The following is a 19,222-nucleotide window of genomic DNA, read 5'->3' on the forward strand; positions in this document are numbered from 1 at the left end:
ACAATCATTATCATTCAACATAATTTGTCGCTCGATGTGTAGGACGGCCCGTCCCCCAGACGTCCCACTAACCTATTGGCAGCAAGGTGATTTCCATGACGGAACAAGTATCCACAAGCAGGTGCGATTCACCGCTACTTCAGGCATTCGTCGACAATCGACTGATTCTGGTCAAGATTGCAGCTCGCATTACCGGCTGCCGGTCACGCGCCGAAGATGTGGTGCAGGATGCGTTCTTCCGACTGCAATCGGCGCCGCCGATCACGTCGTCGATCAAGGCCCAGCTGAGTTATCTGTTCCAGATCGTGCGCAATCTGGCCATCGATCACTACCGCAAACAGGCGCTGGAGCAGAAGTACGCCGGCCCCGAGGAGGAAGGGTTGAACGTGGTCATTCAGGGCGCTTCGCCGGAAACCTCGCACATCAACTTCTCGACCCTGGAACACATTGCCGATGCATTGACCGAGCTGCCGGTCCGCACGCGCTACGCCTTCGAGATGTACCGTCTGCACGGCGTACCGCAAAAGGACATCGCCAAGGAACTCGGCGTTTCGCCGACCCTGGTCAATTTCATGATTCGCGATGCGCTGGTGCATTGCCGCAAGGTGTCGGGCAGCCGTGCAGATGTCATGACCGCAAACCGTCGCTGACAGCAGGCCACCCAAAAAAAGATCGCAGCCTTCGTCGAAGGGCTGCGATCTTTTTTTGTTTCAGCGAAACGTCACGCCAGTTTGCAGCGATCAAAAAACCGCTCGCGCCCCAGGATCATCAACGCCGCACGCTTGTGCGGGAAGTCGAACTCCTTTTCGCAGTGGAAGCACTGGTTGTGCATGTGGCCGATCATCTTCGCGTTGTCGGCACGCGGCTCGGCGACGACGCGCTGAGTACGCGGATCATCCAGAAACAGATAGTGCACCAATGCCGACAACCAGCTCGCCACCTTGTGCGGGCCGCGATGGTCTTCTTCCCCGACCAGCATGTGAATGCCACGGTCGTAATTGTCGGCATCGTAGAACGGCGCGATGCGATCTTCCTTGGCCCAGTAGGCTTCGAAGTAAGCGAACGGCTGGTCGTTGAAACAGCCGATCAGAGTCAGCGTATGCGGATCGGCGTCGAGCTTGCTCAGGTACTCGCGATGCTGTTCCAGGCTGCCCTCTTCCTGCCAGAAACTGGCGACTCGCGGACTGTTCTGCCAGCGGTTGAAACGCGCCAGATCCTGCTCGATCTCCACGGTCCGCAGAGAAATCCACGCACCGAGACGCGCATCGAAACGCCGATAGACTTCACCTCGCGGCTTCACCGGACGCAGCGGATGACGCTTGCCGTTGCTGATGACCATTTGCTGCGGGTAGCTGCCGGTCAGCGAAGTACCCAGCCACGGTTGCGGCAGTTGCCAGAAGAGCGTGCGTTCACAGCGATACTCGCCCGCCACGTCCGTGCTCACCAGCAAACCGCTGAGCAAGGCTTCGGTCGGCGCCTGATCCAGTTGCCAGATCAATTGCTGACGCGCCGAATCCCGGGCAAACAGCCAATAACAGGCCGCCCACAGCGCCTGGCCCGGTGGCAATGCATAACGTTCATCGATCTGGATCGGCCCCTGGCCTTCACGATCAAGGCGCAGGCGAATCAGCGGTTGCCCGTCCAGGCTCAGGCTCAGACGGCTTTCAGTGGCATCGGCTATCAGTTGACTGCCCGAAGGCAAGGCCAGGGCAGTCAGGTCATTCAGATTGGACATGGGTCGGGCTCACGATAATCGTCGACAGTTCAACGATGGGACGTGAGCCGGGGCGGGAAATTTAGGCCGGACGGTAAAAACCGCAACTCATGGACGACGCACCGGCACCACGGCGATCTTGTACGGATCGAAGATCTTCAGCATCTGCCCGCTGTCACGCAGGCCTTGCAGCAGTTTGCTGAACGCTTCGCCGGTAATCGGTGCCTCTGGCCTGAGAATCGCGTAGTGGTGGTAGATCTGGTCGATGCGCTGAGACACCAGCAATTCATCACGCACTTTTGCGTTGCGCAGCAGGTAATCGAACAGATACGAGCGAGTGACCAGCGCAATGTCCGCCCGACCGCGCAGCACCATCAACAGGTTGCTGTCGTGGGAATAGGTCAGCGTGGCGTTGTAGGTTTCCGCGAGGTATTTGGGGTCGGCATTGAAGTTGGCGAACTCGTAGTGATAGCCGCTGTACAACGCCAGGCGCTTGCCCTTGAGATCGGCGAAGTAATTCTGCTGGCGACCGGGTTCGTTTTCCGCGACGAAAATCTCTGCGTCCTCCAGCCCCATGTCGACCGTGGTGTGGGGAATGTCTTTCCAGCCCCAGTCCGGATTCTCGAAGATCGCCATGTCCGTGCGGCCCTCCTTGAAATCGCCGAACCGTCGTGGAATCGAGGTGGGGACAAGCTCAAAACGGAAGTCGCTCTGAGCACTGTTCAATGCAGCGACCAATTCCGGCAGCAGCCCCGTGTCGGCGCCGTTTTCCGGGCGAATGGTGTAAGGCGGGAAATGCGCAGCCCCCACCCGAACCACTTGCACCGCCTGAGCAGGCAAAACCCAGGATGCAGCCAGCGCTGCGAGCATCAGCCCGGCGGCCGTCCGATTTGACGAAGACTTCAAAACACCCCACTCCCCGAAAAAGTACCGTTCCATGCATTCAAGCTAGGCGGTTTCGCCCAGTTAGCCAGTTTCCCGGGCCGATAGAAAGTGATCAGCCTTCTTCAAGCACCAGAATCAGCGCTTCTTCGGCCAGTTGATCGAGGCTCAGACTGCCGCCGGCGCGGAACCAGGTGGTGGTCCAGGACAGCGCGCCCGTGAGAAAACGTCGGGTAATGAACACGTCACCTCGGATGAACCCCGCCGCCTTGGCCTCGCCCAGCACTTGCAGCCAGAGTTCTTCGTAGATGTCCCGCAGCGCCAGCACTTTGGCCTGACCGTCTTCGGACAGCGAGCGCCATTCATACACCAGCACCGCCATCGCTTCGCCGCTGCCGCCCATGATCGACTGCAATTCGCAGCGGATCAGCGCCAGCACCCGCTCGCGGACATTGGCCGCATCGGCCAGGGCCGCCCGCATCAGCGCCGTGTTGTAGCGGATGGTTTCTTCCATCACTGCACGCAGGATTTCATCCTTGCTTTTGAAGTGATGAAAGATGCTGCCTGACTGAATGCCCACGGCGCCCGCCAGGTCGCGCACCGTGGTGCGTTCGTAGCCCTTGTTGCGAAACAGGTGGGCCGCCACTTGCAGCAGTTTGCCGCGAGCGCTGTCCGGGTCGGTCAACTGGCCTTCGTCGACCAGTTCGCGCATGACCTTCAGGGCTTTTTGCTCGTCCACCCGTTCTCTCCTACAGTCGTTCAGTCGTCTGCCGCCCTGAAACCGCAGGGTTGCGCGGGCAATTTAAGCCGCCGGCCGCGACCAAGCAAGCGCTTGGGCAGAAGATAATTTCGCCTGTTTACAAACCAAGCGCTTGCTTGGTAGCCTCGATGCACTTCTGTCACAGGTTGCTGAGTCGGAGATGAAAATGCCCACCACGGTTCGCATCGGATGCGCCAGCGCATTCTGGGGAGACACCTCGACCGCCGCCGCGCAGCTTGTAGCCGGTGGAAAGCTGGATTATCTGGTGTTCGACTACCTGGCCGAGATCACGATGTCGATCATGGCCGGCGCGCGAATGAAGGACCCGCAGGCTGGGTTCGCCGGGGACTTCATCGAAGTCCTGGCGCCCCTGCTGCCGCAACTGGCCGAACAGAAGATACGCGTCATCAGCAATGCCGGCGGGGTCAATCCCCAGGCCTGTGCCGCCGCCCTGCAAGCGGCCTGCGACAAGGCCGGCGTGGCACTGAAAATCGCCGTGCTGTCGGGCGATGACCTGCAACCTCACTTCAAACACCTCGCCTCCCAAGGCATCACGGAAATGTTCAGCGGCGCCCCGCTGCCGCCGACGTGCGTGTCGATCAACGCCTACCTCGGCGCGCCGGGCATTGTCGAAGCGCTGCGCCTGGGCGCCGATATTGTGATTACAGGCCGGGTGGTCGACAGCGCAGTGGTCAGCGCCGCACTGGCGCATGAATTCGGCTGGTCGTGGCACGACTACGACAAACTCGCGCAAGCCGCCCTGGCCGGGCACATCATCGAATGCGGCGCGCAGTGCACCGGCGGCAACTTCACCGATTGGCGCGACGTGCCGGATTACGAACACATCGGCTTTCCGATCGTCGAAGTCAGCGCCGACGGCCAGTTCATCGTCAGCAAACCCGAAGGCTCCGGCGGATTGGTCACGCCGCTGACCGTCGGCGAACAGATGCTTTACGAGATCGGCGATCCACAGGCCTATCTGTTGCCCGATGTGGTCTGCGATTTCAGTCAGGTCAAACTTCAGCAACAAGGCAAGAACGCGGTTCGGGTCCACGGCGCCAAAGGCCTGCCACCCAGCGACAAATACAAGGTCAGCGCGACATACCCGGACGGTTTCCGCTGTACCGCCAGTTGCCTGATCGCCGGCATCGATGCGGTGGAAAAGGCTCGGCGCGTCAGTCAGGCGATCATCGACAAGACTTCGGAAATGCTCGAGCAACGCGGCTGGGGCCCTTACACCGAAACCCATATCGAGCTGCTTGGCAGCGAAGCCACCTACGGCCCTCACGGCCAGCGCCGGGACAGCCGCGAAGTGGTGATCAAACTCGCCGTGCGCCACCCGAACAAACAGGCGCTGATCCTGTTCTCCCGGGAAATCGCCCAGGCCGCGACCGGCATGGCACCGGGGCTGACCGGCATCGTCGGCGGGCGTCCGACGGTGTATCCGCTGATCCGGCTGTTCTCGTTCCTGATCGACAAAAGCGCCTGCACATTGCAGATCGACATCGACGGCCATTCTCATCCGTTCGCCCTGCCCGCCCCCACCCCACTCGACAGCCAGGATCTGCCCCTGCCCCACGAAACGCCTGGCCCCCAGGGCCGCGCCGACGCCAGCGTAGCGTTGGTGAAACTGGCGGTGGCGCGCTCCGGCGACAAAGGCAATCACAGCAACATCGGCGTACTGCCGCGCCGCCCCGAATACCTGCCGTGGATTGCCGAAGCGCTGACCCCGGCGGTGGTTGTCGACTGGATGAGTCATGTCCTCGACCCGATTCAAGGCCGGGTCGAGCGCTGGTATCTGCCGGGTACTCACAGCCTGAATTTCCTGCTGGAAAACGCCCTCGGTGGTGGCGGCGTGGCGAGTCTGCGCATCGACCCGCAAGGCAAGGCTTTCGCCCAACAACTACTGGAAATCCAGATCCCGGTGCCGCAGAGCATCGCCGAACAGTTCGACTAGAGGATTGGCACCATGGCGTATGAATCGATTTTCCGGGCTGATCTGTTCAGCGGTCAGACCGTGATCGTCACCGGTGGCGGCAGCGGCATCGGGCGATGCACCGCCCATGAACTGGCGGCGCTCGGGGCCAACGTGGTGCTGGTCGGACGCAAACCGGAAAAGCTGCAAGCCGTTGCCGCCGAAATTGCCGAGGACGGTGGTCGTGCGCACTGGAAAGCGTGTGATATCCGCGATGAAGAAGCCGTGAAGGCACTGGTCAGCGAACTGATCCGCGAACACGGGCCGATCCACGGGCTGGTCAACAATGCCGGCGGCCAGTACCCCTCGCCCCTGGCCTCGATCAACCAGAAAGGTTTCGAAACCGTGCTGCGCACCAATCTGGTCGGCGGTTTCCTGATGGCCCGGGAAGTGTTCAATCAGTCGATGAGCAAACACGGCGGCAACATCGTCAACATGCTCGCCGACATGTGGGGCGGCATGCCCGGCATGGGCCACTCCGGTGCCGCGCGGTCGGGCATGGACAACTTCACCAAAACCGCGGCGTTCGAATGGGGTTATGCCGGCGTTCGGGTGAATGCGGTGGCACCGGGCTGGATCGCTTCCAGCGGCATGGACACTTACGAAGGCGCGTTCAAGGCCGTGATCCCGACCTTGCGCGAACACGTGCCGCTCAAGCGCATCGGCACGGAATCGGAAGTCAGCGCGGCGATCGTGTTTCTGCTCAGCCCGGCTGCCGCGTTCGTCAGCGGCAGCACCTTGCGCATCGACGGCGCCGCCAGCCTGGGCAGTCGCGCCTGGCCGCTGCACAAGGCGACCCACAGCAAATCCTTCAACGGTTTTCACCGGGCCTATATACCGGATGTCTTGAAGGACAAGGAGTAAGCCATGCCGGTCATTCAATCCCAGCTCGATCCGCACAGCGAAGCCTTCGCCCGCAACCGCGCAGCGATGCTTGCGGCCATCGAGCAAGTCCAGCAGCTGGAACAGAACCTGCTGAACAAGGCTGCCGAAGCCAAGCCCAAATTCGACAAACGCGGACAATTGCTGCCCCGTGAGCGCCTGAATCTGTTGCTCGACCCCGGCGCGCCCTTCCTCGAACTGGCGAGCCTGGCCGGCTACAAGCTGCACGACGACAAGGACGGCAGCTCGGCCGGTGGCGGCTTGATCGCCGGCATCGGTTACGTGTCCGGCGTTCGCGCCTTGATCGTGGCGAACAACAGCGCGATCAAGGGCGGGACGATTTCCCCGTCGGGCCTGAAAAAATCCCTGCGTCTGCAACAGATTGCCCAGGAAAACAAACTGCCGGTCATCACCCTCGCCGAAAGCGGCGGCGCCAACCTCAATTATGCGGCGGAGATTTTCGTCGAAGGTGCGCGCAGTTTTGCCAATCAGGCGCGCATGTCCGCCATGGGTTTGCCGCAGATCACCGTGGTGCACGGTTCGGCCACCGCCGGCGGCGCCTATCAGCCGGGGCTGTCGGATTACGTGGTGGTGGTGCGCGGCAAGGCCAAGCTGTTTCTCGCAGGTCCTCCATTGCTAAAAGCAGCGACCGGTGAAGTTGCCACGGACGAAGAACTGGGCGGCGCCGAGATGCACGCACAAGTCGCCGGCACCGCCGAATACCTGGCCGAAAACGATGCCGACGGCGTGCGTCAGGTGCGGGAAATCGTCAGCCTGCTGAACTGGAACGAGCAACTGCCGTGGCTGCCTGAGCCGCAATTCAAGGAACCGTTGTACCCCATCGACGAGCTGCTCGGCCTGATCCCGGACGACCCGAAAAAACCTTACGACGTGCGCGAAATCATTGCGCGGATCGCCGACGAATCGCGCTTCATGGAGTTCAAGGGCGAGTTCGATCAGCAGACCGTTTGCGGCCACCTGAAAATTCAGGGCCGCGCCTGCGGTTTCATCGGCAACAACGGCCCGATCACGCCCAACGGCGCGAGCAAGGCCGCGCAGTTCATTCAACTGTGTGACCAGAGCCAGACGCCGCTGCTGTTTTTCCATAACACCACCGGGTTCATGGTCGGCACCGAATCGGAACAGCACGGCGTGATCAAGCACGGCTCGAAACTGATCCAGGCCGTGGCCAATGCGCGGGTGCCGAAACTGACCATTGTGGTCGGCGGTTCCTATGGCGCGGGCAACTACGCAATGTGCGGACGCGGGCTTGATCCGCGCTTCATTTTCGCCTGGCCCAACAGCCGTACCGCCGTGATGGGTGGCGCCCAGGCCGGCAAGGTGTTGCGTATCGTCACCGAAGCCAAGCAGTTGAAGGACGGCCTGGCGCCCGACCCGAAAATGCTCGACATGCTGGAGCAGGTCACCGCACAGAAACTCGACAGCCAGTCCACCGCCCTCTATGGCAGCGCCAACCTGTGGGACGACGGGCTGATCGATCCACGCGACACCCGCACCCTGCTCGGTTACTTGCTGGACATCTGCCACGAAGCCGGCATCCGCACGTTGCAACCCAACAGCTTCGGCGTCAGCCGGTTCTGATCGCCACGGACTCAAGGAGAACAATAAAATGATCTTCACCCCGGAACACGAAGCCCTGCGCCGTACCGTCCGCCAGTTCGTCGAGCACGAGATCAACCCCCACGTCGATGAATGGGAAAAGGCCGGACGTTTTCCGATCCACGAGATTTTCCGCAAGGCCGGCGACCTCGGCCTGTTGGGGATTTCCAAGCCGGAGAAATTCGGCGGCATGGGCCTGGATTACAGCTATTCGATCGTCGCGGCCGAAGAGTTCGGCACCATCCATTGCGGCGGCATTCCGATGTCGATCGGCGTGCAGACCGACATGTGCACTCCCGCCCTCGCCCGCTTCGGTTCCGATGAGTTGCGCGAGGAATTCCTGCGCCCGGCGATCACCGGTGAACAGGTCGGTTGCATCGGCGTGTCGGAAGTCGGTGCCGGTTCCGATGTCGCCGGGCTCAAGACCACCGCACGCAAGGACGGGGACGACTATGTGATCAACGGCAGCAAGATGTGGATCACCAACTCGCCGAGCGCCGACTTCATCTGCCTGCTGGCCAACACCTCGGACGACAAACCGCACATCAACAAGTCGCTGATCATGGTGCCGATGAACACGCCGGGCATCAGCCTCAGTTCGCACCTCGACAAGCTCGGCATGCGCAGCTCGGAAACCGCCCAGGTGTTTTTCGACAACGTGCGCGTGCCCCAGCGCAATCGCATCGGCCATGAAGGCGCCGGGTTCATGATGCAAATGCTGCAATTCCAGGAAGAACGCCTGTTCGGCGCGGCCAACATGATCAAGGGCCTGGAATATTGCATCGACAGCACCATCGAGTACTGCAAGGAACGCAAGACCTTCGGCAACGCGCTGATCGACAATCAGGTGATCCACTTCCGCCTCGCCGAATTGCAGACCGAAATCGAATGCCTGCGAGCGCTGGTCTATCAGGCCACCGAGCAATACGTGAAAGGCCAGGATGTCACCCGACTGGCCTCGATGGCCAAACTCAAGGCCGGGCGCCTCGGCCGCGAAGTCAGCGACAGTTGCCTGCAATACTGGGGCGGCATGGGCTTCATGTGGGACAACCCGGTGGCCCGCGCCTACCGCGACGTGCGTCTGGTATCGATTGGCGGGGGCGCCGACGAAATCATGCTGGGGATCATCTGCAAACTGATGGGCATCCTGCCGGGGAAAAAGAAATGACCACCCTGCCCGTTTGCCAGACGCTGTTGCTGGAACCCCATAACGGCGTGCTGCACATCACCCTCAATCGCCCGGAAAACCGCAACGCCATGAGCCTGCAGATGGTCGCCGAGCTGCGTTCGATTTTCGCCGCCGTGCGCGATGACCGCAGCGTGCGCGCGTTGGTGCTCAGCGGCGCCGGCGGGCATTTCTGTGCCGGCGGCGACATCAAGGACATGGCCAACGCCCGCGCTCAGGGCAGCGATGCCTATCGCGAGTTGAACCGTGCCTTCGGGTCGATGCTGGAAGAAGCCCAGCACGCGCCACAAGTGTTGATCACCGTGCTGCAGGGCGCGGTGCTCGGGGGCGGTTTCGGACTGGCGTGCGTGAGCGATATCGCGATGGCCGATCATCAGGCGCAATTCGGCCTGCCGGAAACCAGTCTCGGTCTGTTGCCGGCACAGATCGCGCCGTTTGTAGTGCAACGCATCGGCCTCACCGAAGCCCGGCGCCTGGCGCTGACCGCTGCACGATTCGACGGTCATCAGGCACGGCGTCTGGGGCTGGTGCATTTTGTCGAAGAGGATCCACAGGCGTTGGCCGAGCGGCTGGACGAGGTGTTGCAGCATGTCCTGTGCTGTGCTCCCGAAGCGAATGCCACCACCAAGAAACTCTTGCTGGCCAGCGCCGGCCAGCCATCGAACGAATTGCTGGATGAAGCGGCGCAGTGGTTCAGCGAAGCGGTGACCGGTGCCGAAGGCATAGAAGGCACGATGGCGTTCGTGCAAAAGCGCAAACCCGGATGGAGCACCTGACTCTGTGGGAGCGGGCTTGCCCGCGATGAGGCCCTTCAATCCACCGCCAACATTCAGGAAAAACCACCATGCCCGTCATCCACAAAATCCTGATCGCCAACCGCGGTGAAATCGCCTGCCGCATCCAGCTCACCGCCCAGGCTCTGGGCTATCGCACGGTTGCGGTGTTCAGCGACGCCGACGCCAATGCGCTGCATGTCCAAATGGCGGATGAGGCGGTGAACATCGGCCCGGCGTCCGTGCAGCAGTCCTACCTGAACATCCCGGCCATCCTCGACGCCGCCCGGCGCAGCGGTGCCGACGCGATCCATCCCGGCTATGGTTTTCTCTCGGAAAACGCCGAGTTCGCCCGTGCCTGCGAACAGGCCGGCCTGACGTTCATCGGCCCCAGCGTCGAAGCCATCAAACTGATGGGCAGCAAACGCCAGTCGAAAATCGCCATGCTCGCCGCCGGTGTGCCGTGCATCGCCGGCTATCAGGGCGCCGAGCAGGATGACGCAACGCTGACCCGCGAAGCCGAACGCATCGGTTACCCGTTGATGATCAAGGCCAGCGCCGGCGGTGGCGGGCGCGGCATGCGTCTGGTGCACAGCGCCGAGGAACTGCCGGCGCAGTTGCGCACGGCCCGCTCGGAAGCCTTGAACGGCTTCGGCAGCGACGAACTGATTCTCGAACAGGCGCTGATCGAACCGCGTCACGTCGAGGTGCAGTTGTTCGGCGACCACCACGGCAACCTGATCTACCTCGGCGAGCGCGACTGTTCGATTCAGCGCCGCCACCAGAAAGTGATCGAAGAAGCGCCTTGTCCGGTGATGACCGAAAAACTGCGTCAGGCGATGGGCGAAGCGGCGCTCAAGGCCGGGCGTGCGGTGAACTATGTCGGCGCCGGCACCGTGGAGTTTTTGCTTGATGCCGATGGCCGGTTCTACTTTCTGGAGATGAACACCCGGTTGCAGGTCGAGCACCCGGTGACTGAATTGATTACCGGGCTGGATCTGGTGGCTTGGCAACTGTCGGTCGCCGAAGGCCAGCCGCTGCCGCTGACCCAAGCGCAGGTGAAGCTCGATGGCCATGCCATGGAAGTGCGCCTCTACGCCGAAGATCCGGCCCAGGATTTTCTGCCGCAGACCGGGCGTGTCGAAGTCTGGGCGCCGGCACTGGATCGCGGTGCGCGGATTGATCACGGCCTGATCGAAGGGCAGTCGATCTCACCGTTCTACGACCCGTTGCTCGGGAAACTGATCGCCCACGGCGCAACCCGCGAAGAAGCCCGGCGCAAATTGCTGCGTGCGGTACAGGACAGCGTGTTGCTGGGTGTGCAGAGCAATCAGCGACTGCTGGCCAGTCTGTTGCAGCATCCGCAGTTCATCAGCGGCGAATTCGGCACCGGGTTTATCCCGCAGCATTTCGCCGACCATCCTTGTCTGCATCCCCATAAACCGAGTGCCGAAGAACTCGCGGTTGCGGCGTTGCTGTTTTATCAATCCTGCGCCGGGGCGCATCGTTCACCCTTGGCCGGTTGGCGCAACAATGCCGGGGCGCCATTGCACTATCGGCTGGGTCTCGACGATCAGGCGTGGAGTGTGCAATTGCTTGCCGCCCCGGATGGCATCGTTCGGGTTCAGGTGGCTGAACGAGCCTTCGAACTGAAGCTCATCGAATACAGCGAACGCTCGATATCCCTGGAAATCGAAGGCCTGCGCCAGCGCCACGCCTATCGCCTGCACGACGACCAGCTCTGGCTATTCACCCGCCCCGGCAGCCTGCGCCTGGTGGATCGAACTCATGCGGTGATCGACAGTCAGACCAGCGTCAGCTCCGGCACCTTGAAAGCTCCGATGGATGGCGCAATCATCGACGTGCTTGTCAGCGAAGGCAGCCCGGTCAGCAAAGGTCAGTTGCTGGTGGTGCTGGAGGCGATGAAAATGGAGCACCCGCTCAAGGCCGGCATCGACGGCGTGCTCAAGCGGGTGCAGGTCAAGGTCGGCGATCAGGTCAAAAATCGTCAGGTTCTGTTGCAGGTCGAGTGAGTGGTCAAACGCATCCGCAAGGTTTGACTACGCTCTGACTATCAGGACGCGGAAATCAGGAACCCTGCGATGCCCCATTGGCTGGTCATTGATCTGGAAGCCACCACCGATGAGGGTGGCTGGCCGGTTACGGAAATGGAAATCATCGAGATCGGCGCCACCCTGGTGGATCGCGCCGGTCGCGAGCAGGACCACTTTCAGCGCTTCGTCAAACCGGTGCGTCGGCCCCTGCTGACGCCGTTCTGTCGCGAACTCACCCACATCACCCAGGCCAACATTGACGCCGCGCAACCGCTGACCGAAGTCTGGCCGGCGTTCGAGCGCTGGCTCGGTCAGCACCAGACTCGTCTTGAAGGCTGGGCCAGTTGGGGCGACTACGACCGCAGGCAATTGCTTCAGGAATGGCAGCGCCTGCAACTCGACAGTGCGCTGAACCGTGTGCCGCACATGAACCTCAAACAGCGTTTTGCCAAGGCCCGACGCCTCGAACGGCCCCTGGGACTCAATGGCGCGCTGCAACTGGCGGGTATGCAGTTCACCGGTCAGCAGCACCGGGCGCTGGAAGATGCGCGCAATACCGCCCGATTATTGCCGCTGGTGCTGCCGCTCTAGCGCAGGTGACGGCGCCATGAGCCTTGTGCATACTGGCCGACCTTTTTGACCCTTTTAAGCCCTTTTCGAGAGGAATCGCCCATGTTTAAAGTCAACGAGTACTTCGACGGCACCGTCAAGTCGATCGCTTTCGGCACTGCTGAAGGCCCTGCGACCATCGGCGTCATGGCCCCGGGCGAATACGAATTCGGCACCAGCCAGCGTGAAATCATGCACGTGGTTTCGGGTGCACTGACCGTCAAACTGCCGGACAGCAGCGACTGGGAAACTTTCGCCGCCGGCAGCCAGTTCAACGTGCCAGCCAACAGCAAGTTCCAGCTGAAAGTGGCCGTCGACACCGCTTACCTGTGCGAATACCGCGGCTGAGATCCCGGTTTTCTGCGGCCATGAAAAATGCCCGTGTCCAAGGACACGGGCATTTTTCGTTTCGGGGCAGATTACTCGAGGATTTCCACAGGCATGCCGACTTCGAGTCGGCCATTGCTGTCATTGACCAGGTTTTGACCGAACATTGCACCGTCGGCCTGGGCGCGGGTCTTCTGCAGCGTCGCCAATGGCTCGCGATCGGCGCTGCGCTCGCCTGTCTGCGGGTCGATGGTGGTGAGAATGCAGCGTGAACACGACTTGACCACGCGGAACTCGACATCACCGATGCGGATGCGCTTCCAGCCATCCTCGGCATACGCCTCGCTGCCCTCGATCACCAGATTCGGCCGGAACCGCAGCATTTCCAGCGGACGTCCGACTTCCTGCGACAAATGCTGCAGCGATGCCTCGCCAATCAGCAGCAGCGGGAAACCGTCGGCGAAGGCCACCTGGTCGTCATCGTTGCCATACCCGGCCTGAGTCGTCCGGGCGCGGTCCAGCGGCACTTGCACCAGCCGGGTCGGTTTGCCAATGAACTCGCTGACCCAACGGGCCGCTTCTTCGCCGGCATCCGGCACACGCAGGGTGTCGCGCCAGATGGTCACGCCGCGCAGTTCGGCTTCGTTGCCAGGCAGCGCGATATCAATCGCCGAATGCCCCGGCGCCTCGAGGTTCAGGCCACCGTCGGCATTCCACAGCGCCGACAATTGGCTCATCTTCGCTTCGGCACGCTGAGTCAGGAAGCGCCCGCTGGCCTCGTCTACCAGCATCCAGCGTCGGTCGCCCTCAAGCCCCAGTTTGTCCAGACCAATCCCTTGCAGGACCTCGCCCTTGGCGGATTTCAACGGGTAACGATAAAGCGCGCTCAGACGCAGCATGGCCAGCTCCCTGGTGGGTGAAAAACGCCACCCTATATGAGCTTTGTCGCCGAATCAAAGTCTGACGCCGGATCAGCCTCGACAAGTTGATCAGGCCGGTACTTCGTCGAGCATCAGACGCTGGCGCACCACATCGACCAGTTTGTCCGGCTGGAACTTGGAGAGGAAGTTGTCGCAACCGACCTTCTTCACCATCGAATCGTTGAAGCTGCCGGACAGCGAGGTATGCAGCACCACATACAGGCCACGCAGACGCGGGTCGTTGCGGATTTCGGTGGTCAGGCGATAGCCGTCCATTTCCGGCATTTCCGCGTCGGTGAAGATCATCAACAGCTTGTCAGTCATGTTGACCCCTGTATCCGCCCACGCCTTGAGCATGTTCAGGGCTTTCAGACCGTCACTGGCAATGTGCATTTTCACGCCCAACTGGCCGAGGGTGTCGCGCAGTTGCGACAGGGCCACATTGGAGTCGTCCACCAACAGCACCTCACGACCGCGAGCCCGCTCCAGAACCGGGTCTTCGAGCTTGTCGCGGGACACCTTGGCGTTATAGGGAACGATTTCAGCGAGGACTTTCTCGACGTCGATGATTTCCACCAGTTGATCGTCGACCTTGCTGATGGCGGTCAGGTAGTGCTGTCGGCCGGCACTGGTCGGTGGCGGCAGGATGGCTTCCCAGTTCATGTTGACGATGCGATCCACGCCACCGACGAGGAACGCCTGCACCGAGCGGTTGTACTCGGTGACGATGATCGTGCTGTTGGGGCCCGGCACCAGAGGACGCATGCCGATGGCCTGCGACAGGTCGATCACCGGCAGGGTCTGACCGCGCAGGTTGACCACACCGCAGACAAACGGATGACGCTGGGGCATCAGGGTCAGCTTGGGCAGTTGCAGGACTTCCTGGACCTTGAACACGTTGATCGCGAACAATTGGCGCCCGGCCAGTCGAAACATGAGAATTTCCAGGCGATTCTCACCCACCAGTTGCGTGCGTTGGTCTACCGTATCGAGAATGCCGGCCATCAAATGACTCCTGGGGCTTGTACTGGTGAATTCATTAAAGAGGGTTATCGGCTGACTCCAGCCGATCTTGATCCCCATACAAATCACCTACAAAATGCCATGAGGAAGCATTGATGTCACATTAACATCATGCTTTACTGGCCCCGTGACTTCATCTGCTACATTCTCTGCGGCGCGACCACGGTTTGCGCGGCAGGTTCCCGTGCCTAAGGGATTCCCCTAGGAACAATCAGGCCCAACCTGATGTTCGCAATATCCAATAGCCATTAATGTGACGCCATTCTCATTGCATGAACGGAGTCAGGCTTTTGTGTGCGATCGCAGGTCAGTGGAACCCTCTCCTCTCGAAACCCCCGGCACCAGCCTCCTCGGCTCTGCAGGGCGCGATCTCACGACGGTTCATGATCGTCGACACACACGACATTCGCTCATCAGACATGACGTTGTGGAGATAAGCATGCCGAACGACCGTAAAGAGTGGGCACAGCGGTTCCCCGAATTTCTCGTCGAGGCTGAAATGCTCCTGGCCAAGTCCGAAGAGTGCCTGAGTCACTTGCAACTGATCAGCAATGACAGGGACGCCATCGACTGCATGCTCAGCACCCTCCTCAAGCTGGCGAACAAGGCCGATGCCCTGGCGCTGGAGGCGGTCTCCGAATTCTCTCTGCACCTGCATGGCCTGCTCAGCCAGGCACAGGACCGTGTCGACCTGCATGCCGAGGCTCTGGATGCCCTGAAGGACTGCTTCACCTTGATGGCCTGGCAGCTTGAACTGATCGACCCGAGCACCGGCCAGTTGAGCCTGGACGACAGCGAGCAGACGTCCCTCATCGAAGCGTTCGCCTTTCAGGTCGGACAGAGCCAGTTTCAGCCACCACTCAAAGGCAAACCCCTGTCCCTCGTGTCTTACTCGGAGCGACAAGCTTAAACGCGAGCACCTGGCGTCCTTTGCAACACCGTTAGTTTGAAGCATCGAATGTCGCAATTGATTAACTCATGCCTGCCCGCGACACCTCCAAACAAATAATCATGTTTCACACATCCAGACTCACCACCACTGAAGTCAGGGTTTACCCGTGTATGAGAAATGAAAACTTCGGATTACATGGATAATTATCGGGTTCGGCAAATCAACTTTTTCCATTATGGAACTCGCGTCCAACATGGCGTATTTCCTGACTCTTCGGACATATAGGGTGAACGCGACCAACGGTATGTTAAGTGGTATTATGCCGCCCGTTAGTTGCTTTCACTTAATGGCACAGTGACTTCAATGACCGGTCTGCAGCAAAGTTGGCAGTCAATTACCGATCACTGAACCTTGTTGAATCAACAGCCTGAACCACAGTATTTTCAGACAGAGACCGCCAGTCACTCAGACCGGTCTGCCCGCAGCGAACATCCATTGGCTCCATCCGCTATGTACGCCAGCCTCAAGTCAATCATCACATGGCCTCCCTCCCGAGAAAACGCACGCCGGTTCACGCTCATGCTCTGCATTGGCGCGGCGGCCGGCAGCCTGTTGACTTATGGCTTGGCCGCGCCGGTGTCGATTGGTTTGCTGCTGATCAATGTCGCAGCCGCAGGTTGCGTCTGGACACAGCATCGCCTGTCGCGAAAATCGATCAAGTTCCAGCCCCAGGAGCTGGCCGACCGCTTGCTCGAAGTGCAGGAAAACGAACGTCATCGTCTCAGTCGCGAACTGCATGACGACATCGGTCAGCTGCTGACCGCCGCCAAACTGCAGAGCGAATGGCTCAGGCGACGCCTGCCGGACGATCTCCAGGAACAGTGCTCGGCACTCTGTGACACCCTTGAGGAAACCCTCGACAAAGTCCGCGACGTTTCGGCCATTCTCAACCCGCGGCAACTGACTAGCCTCGGCCTGGAAGCCAGCCTGCGCGCGCACTTGCTCAAGACCCTGGCCAATACCTCGATTCACTGGAGTCTCGACTGCCAGCAGCGACTCAATGGCATTCCTGAAGAAATGGCGGTCGCGGCCTTTCGAATCACTCAGGAAGCGGTGACCAACATCCTGCGTCATGCGCAGGCCAAAAACCTGCTGATCCGCGTACAGCGTCTTCAGCAAGGCCTGACCCTGCTGATCAGCGATGACGGTCTGGGTTTTGCCCCGGCTGCCGATCCCGGTCGTGAAGGGCAACGAGGGATGGCCGGGATGGCCGAAAGAATCGAGCAACTGGGCGGCACCCTGAACGTGACGAGCGAGCCGGACAAAGGCACTCAAATCGAAGCACTATTCCCCTGGGCGCCAAGGGCACTCGAGCGGGCCAGTACGAATAAGGTTATGCGTTGACTTGTAACTTACTTCTGGTGGATGACCACTCGCTGATCAGAGCCGGCGTGCGCGCTCTGGTGCTGGATATTCCGGGCTATGCGGTAATCGGCGAGGCCAATGACGGCTCGCAGTTGCTTGAAATGGTCGAGCAACTGAATCCCGATATCGTCCTTCTGGACATTTCCATGAAAGAAACCGGCGGCCTCGAAGCCTTGCAGCGACTCAGACGAGTCCGCCCGCACAGCAAAGTGCTGATCCTTTCGATGCATACCGACCCTGCCCTGATCATGCAGGCGCTGGAGTCCGGTGCCCATGGCTATCTGCTCAAGGACACCACCGCCACCGAACTGGAGCATGCACTGGAAGCGCTGCGCAACAACGAACGCTACCTGAGCCCCGCCATCGCCCACACGGTGATCAATCAGGCGCTGACCCGCAACCAGAAGCTGCAACCGGAAGTCGCCGACTCGCATAACCTCACGGCCCGCCAACTGGAAATTTTGCGCCTGATCGTGCGCGGCAAGTCCACACGCGAGATCGCCAATGGCCTGGGCCTGAGCATCAAGACCGTGGAAACCCACCGCTCGCAAATCATGAAACGCCTGCAGATCTACGACGTGGCAGGACTGGTGCTGTTTGCCGTGCGGGAACAGATCATCAGCCTGGACGACTGACCCGCCGCGTACCGCTCAACAGCGGTGAGTTCTCCGGCAAATGCATACGCAACGCCGCCGGGCGCGCGGCAAACCGCAGATTGTCACCTTCCAGCGGCTCGCCATCGAGATTGATGCAGAGCCCTTCGGCGGCCTTGATTTCAACCCAGGGCAAACGCGCGCGCACAAACATGTTGTCGATGCCGAAACCGTCGCTGAGCAGGCTTTTCAGTGTCCCGACCAACTCCTGCGGTGCCGGCAGGATACTGATATCCAGCAGACCGTCGTTCACCAGCGCCTCCGGACACAAGACATGCCCTCCACCCGCCTGGCGACCGTTACCGATGCCCAGCGCGAGCATTTCACCGCTCCAGTGGAAGCCCGGTCCCTGTAATTCGCCATAGGCGGTACGCAGTTCACTGAATCGCGACAGTCCCGTAAACAGATAGGCCGCGCCCCCCAGCACTTTTTTCAGATCCTCCGAGGTGTTGGCAGTGACCTGGCTGCCAAATCCACCGGTGGCCATGTTCAGGAATATCTGCCCGCCCACTTCGCCAAGATCGATTTCACGTGGAGGTCTATCGAGCAACTCGAGCGCTTCGGCCGGCTCCAGAGGAATACCGGCCGCGCGGGAAAAATCGTTGGCGGTTCCCAGCGGCAACAATACCAGACTGGCCTTGTGTGAATGAGCCGCCAACGCCTCGGCGATATCGCGCAAAGTGCCATCACCGCCGCCAGCGATGATCTGCCTGTATCCGGCCGCCAGCGCCTCTTCCACCAGACGCTGGGCATCACCGGCCTCCCAGGTCAGACGTACCGCCAATTCCCAGCCCTGCTTGCGTTTGTGTTCAACGGCGGCGCGAACCGCTTCGTTAAGTGCCTGCTTGCCATGCAGAATCAGCAATGCCCTGCGCTCATCCATCTTGGCCACTCCCGTTATTAAATCAGTTCGGGACATCTTGACCTTCACAGCACGTAAAAGAGCCGCCGCAATCCCAAGTATTTCCAGCGGCGCGGCTTCCTCGTCCTACAAGGCGGTATTTTTTCGTACGAAATGTAAGGAATCGGCTCAATTGACCCGTCCTGACCATTCGTACACTGTGGTTCTGAGGCAGTAATCTTTAACCCGATAACACACAAGGACGTGCAGGTAATGAGTCAAAACATCACCCGGACTTTAGATCATTCGAGAATCAGTTTCTGCCGGCAGAAACTCATGGCGGCAGGCGGAATTTTCCATGCACAGTCATGAAGCAAGAATGACAGCAAGTCCGGTTGCCCCCCTCTCCGGCAGTCGCGCCTGCCATCAATCCGAATTCAAGAGCAGCGCCAAAAACACTGGAGAAAAAATCATGGACCCTCGTGTCACCGAGCTGGAAACCCACCTCAAATATATCCGCCGTGACATGGACGAAGTAAAAGGAGACGTCAAAGCCATCAAACACCGTCTCGCCTACTCTGCGGGCGCCACAGCAGTGGTCCTTGGATTGTTGGGCTGGGTTGCCAATAGCCGCTTCGACCAGCTCGTGACACTGATCAGCCGATGACTTACAGAAATGCAGGCCC

19 protein-coding genes are annotated in these 19,222 nt (G+C 60.4%); 13 read left to right on the forward strand and 6 right to left on the reverse strand.

What is annotated here, in order from left to right; genetic code table 11:
• The first annotated feature begins 95 nt into the window (after positions 1 to 95).
• Positions 96 to 650, forward strand: a complete 555-nt coding sequence (locus tag C6Y56_RS19620; RefSeq protein WP_169431282.1) for an RNA polymerase factor sigma-70 — start codon at positions 96 to 98, stop codon at positions 648 to 650.
• A gap of 71 nt (positions 651 to 721) precedes the next feature.
• Here the strand turns inward: C6Y56_RS19620 and C6Y56_RS19625 are convergent, their stop codons facing one another.
• The 3 genes from C6Y56_RS19625 to C6Y56_RS19635 all read right to left on the reverse strand — a co-directional run bounded on the left by C6Y56_RS19625 (position 722) and on the right by C6Y56_RS19635 (position 3,335).
• Positions 722 to 1,735: a GNAT family N-acetyltransferase gene (locus C6Y56_RS19625; protein WP_169431283.1), complete on the reverse strand. Its 1,014-nt coding sequence runs from the start codon at positions 1,733 to 1,735 to the stop codon at positions 722 to 724.
• A gap of 87 nt (positions 1,736 to 1,822) precedes the next feature.
• Complete coding sequence (locus tag C6Y56_RS19630; protein ID WP_169431284.1) at positions 1,823 to 2,620, reverse strand: substrate-binding periplasmic protein; 798 nt, start codon at positions 2,618 to 2,620, stop codon at positions 1,823 to 1,825.
• Between the two features lie 91 nt (positions 2,621 to 2,711).
• Positions 2,712 to 3,335 (reverse strand): TetR/AcrR family transcriptional regulator, encoded by a 624-nt coding sequence (locus tag C6Y56_RS19635; RefSeq protein WP_212633392.1) that lies wholly within the window; start codon positions 3,333 to 3,335, stop codon positions 2,712 to 2,714.
• Positions 3,336 to 3,522: 187 nt separating this feature from the next.
• Here C6Y56_RS19635 and C6Y56_RS19640 point away from each other — a divergent pair, with 187 nt between their 5' ends.
• The 8 genes from C6Y56_RS19640 (at position 3,523) to C6Y56_RS19675 (ending at position 12,803) form a co-directional block, all read left to right on the forward strand.
• Positions 3,523 to 5,313 (forward strand): acyclic terpene utilization AtuA family protein, encoded by a 1,791-nt coding sequence (locus C6Y56_RS19640; RefSeq protein WP_169431285.1) that lies wholly within the window; start codon positions 3,523 to 3,525, stop codon positions 5,311 to 5,313.
• Between the two features lie 12 nt (positions 5,314 to 5,325).
• Positions 5,326 to 6,195, forward strand: coding sequence for an SDR family oxidoreductase (locus tag C6Y56_RS19645; RefSeq protein WP_169431286.1), 870 nt, complete (start codon positions 5,326 to 5,328; stop codon positions 6,193 to 6,195).
• Between the two features lie 3 nt (positions 6,196 to 6,198).
• On the forward strand, positions 6,199 to 7,815 hold the full coding sequence (atuC, locus tag C6Y56_RS19650) for a geranyl-CoA carboxylase subunit beta (RefSeq protein WP_169431287.1): 1,617 nt from the start codon (positions 6,199 to 6,201) through the stop codon (positions 7,813 to 7,815).
• A 28-nt stretch (positions 7,816 to 7,843) separates the two neighbouring features.
• Complete coding sequence (atuD, locus tag C6Y56_RS19655; protein ID WP_169431288.1) at positions 7,844 to 9,001, forward strand: citronellyl-CoA dehydrogenase; 1,158 nt, start codon at positions 7,844 to 7,846, stop codon at positions 8,999 to 9,001.
• On the forward strand, positions 8,998 to 9,795 hold the full coding sequence (locus C6Y56_RS19660; RefSeq protein ID WP_169431289.1) for an enoyl-CoA hydratase/isomerase family protein: 798 nt from the start codon (positions 8,998 to 9,000) through the stop codon (positions 9,793 to 9,795). Before atuD ends, C6Y56_RS19660 begins: the two co-directional genes overlap by 4 nt.
• A 68-nt stretch (positions 9,796 to 9,863) precedes the next feature.
• The gene (locus C6Y56_RS19665; protein WP_169431290.1) at positions 9,864 to 11,825 is read left to right on the forward strand and encodes an acetyl/propionyl/methylcrotonyl-CoA carboxylase subunit alpha; all 1,962 of its coding nucleotides are present in this window, start codon (positions 9,864 to 9,866) and stop codon (positions 11,823 to 11,825) included.
• 69 nt (positions 11,826 to 11,894) lie between these two features.
• Positions 11,895 to 12,437, forward strand: coding sequence for an exonuclease domain-containing protein (locus tag C6Y56_RS19670; protein WP_169431291.1), 543 nt, complete (start codon positions 11,895 to 11,897; stop codon positions 12,435 to 12,437).
• An 81-nt stretch (positions 12,438 to 12,518) separates the two neighbouring features.
• Positions 12,519 to 12,803, forward strand: coding sequence for a pyrimidine/purine nucleoside phosphorylase (locus C6Y56_RS19675; RefSeq protein ID WP_007940055.1), 285 nt, complete (start codon positions 12,519 to 12,521; stop codon positions 12,801 to 12,803).
• Between the two features lie 71 nt (positions 12,804 to 12,874).
• Here the strand turns inward: C6Y56_RS19675 and C6Y56_RS19680 are convergent, their stop codons facing one another.
• Entirely contained in the window at positions 12,875 to 13,681 is an 807-nt protein-coding gene (locus tag C6Y56_RS19680) for an MOSC domain-containing protein (RefSeq protein ID WP_169431292.1), read from the reverse strand.
• Between the two features lie 90 nt (positions 13,682 to 13,771).
• A complete protein-coding gene (locus C6Y56_RS19685) occupies positions 13,772 to 14,707 on the reverse strand; it encodes a chemotaxis protein CheV (protein ID WP_085710725.1) in 936 nt (311 codons plus the stop codon).
• Positions 14,708 to 15,164: 457 nt separating this feature from the next.
• Here C6Y56_RS19685 and C6Y56_RS19690 point away from each other — a divergent pair, with 457 nt between their 5' ends.
• The 3 genes from C6Y56_RS19690 to C6Y56_RS19700 all read left to right on the forward strand — a co-directional run bounded on the left by C6Y56_RS19690 (position 15,165) and on the right by C6Y56_RS19700 (position 17,677).
• Positions 15,165 to 15,635, forward strand: a complete 471-nt coding sequence (locus C6Y56_RS19690; protein ID WP_169431293.1) for a hypothetical protein — start codon at positions 15,165 to 15,167, stop codon at positions 15,633 to 15,635.
• Positions 15,636 to 16,127: 492 nt separating this feature from the next.
• Positions 16,128 to 17,021 (forward strand): sensor histidine kinase, encoded by an 894-nt coding sequence (locus C6Y56_RS19695; protein ID WP_169432676.1) that lies wholly within the window; start codon positions 16,128 to 16,130, stop codon positions 17,019 to 17,021.
• On the forward strand, positions 17,018 to 17,677 hold the full coding sequence (locus C6Y56_RS19700; RefSeq protein ID WP_096821098.1) for a response regulator: 660 nt from the start codon (positions 17,018 to 17,020) through the stop codon (positions 17,675 to 17,677). Before C6Y56_RS19695 ends, C6Y56_RS19700 begins: the two co-directional genes overlap by 4 nt.
• Here C6Y56_RS19700 and yegS read toward each other — a convergent pair.
• Positions 17,661 to 18,578, reverse strand: a complete 918-nt coding sequence (gene yegS, locus C6Y56_RS19705; RefSeq protein ID WP_169431294.1) for a lipid kinase YegS — start codon at positions 18,576 to 18,578, stop codon at positions 17,661 to 17,663. The two genes, C6Y56_RS19700 and yegS, sit on opposite strands and share 17 nt — an antisense overlap.
• Before the next feature lie 316 nt (positions 18,579 to 18,894).
• On the opposite strand from yegS, the gene C6Y56_RS19710 reads away from it, so the two are divergent.
• Positions 18,895 to 19,203: a hypothetical protein gene (locus C6Y56_RS19710; protein WP_169431295.1), complete on the forward strand. Its 309-nt coding sequence runs from the start codon at positions 18,895 to 18,897 to the stop codon at positions 19,201 to 19,203.
• Positions 19,204 to 19,222 lie beyond the last annotated feature (19 nt).

Source organism: Pseudomonas fluorescens, assembly GCF_012974785.1.
GTDB classification, from domain to species: domain Bacteria; phylum Pseudomonadota; class Gammaproteobacteria; order Pseudomonadales; family Pseudomonadaceae; genus Aquipseudomonas; species Aquipseudomonas fluorescens_BT.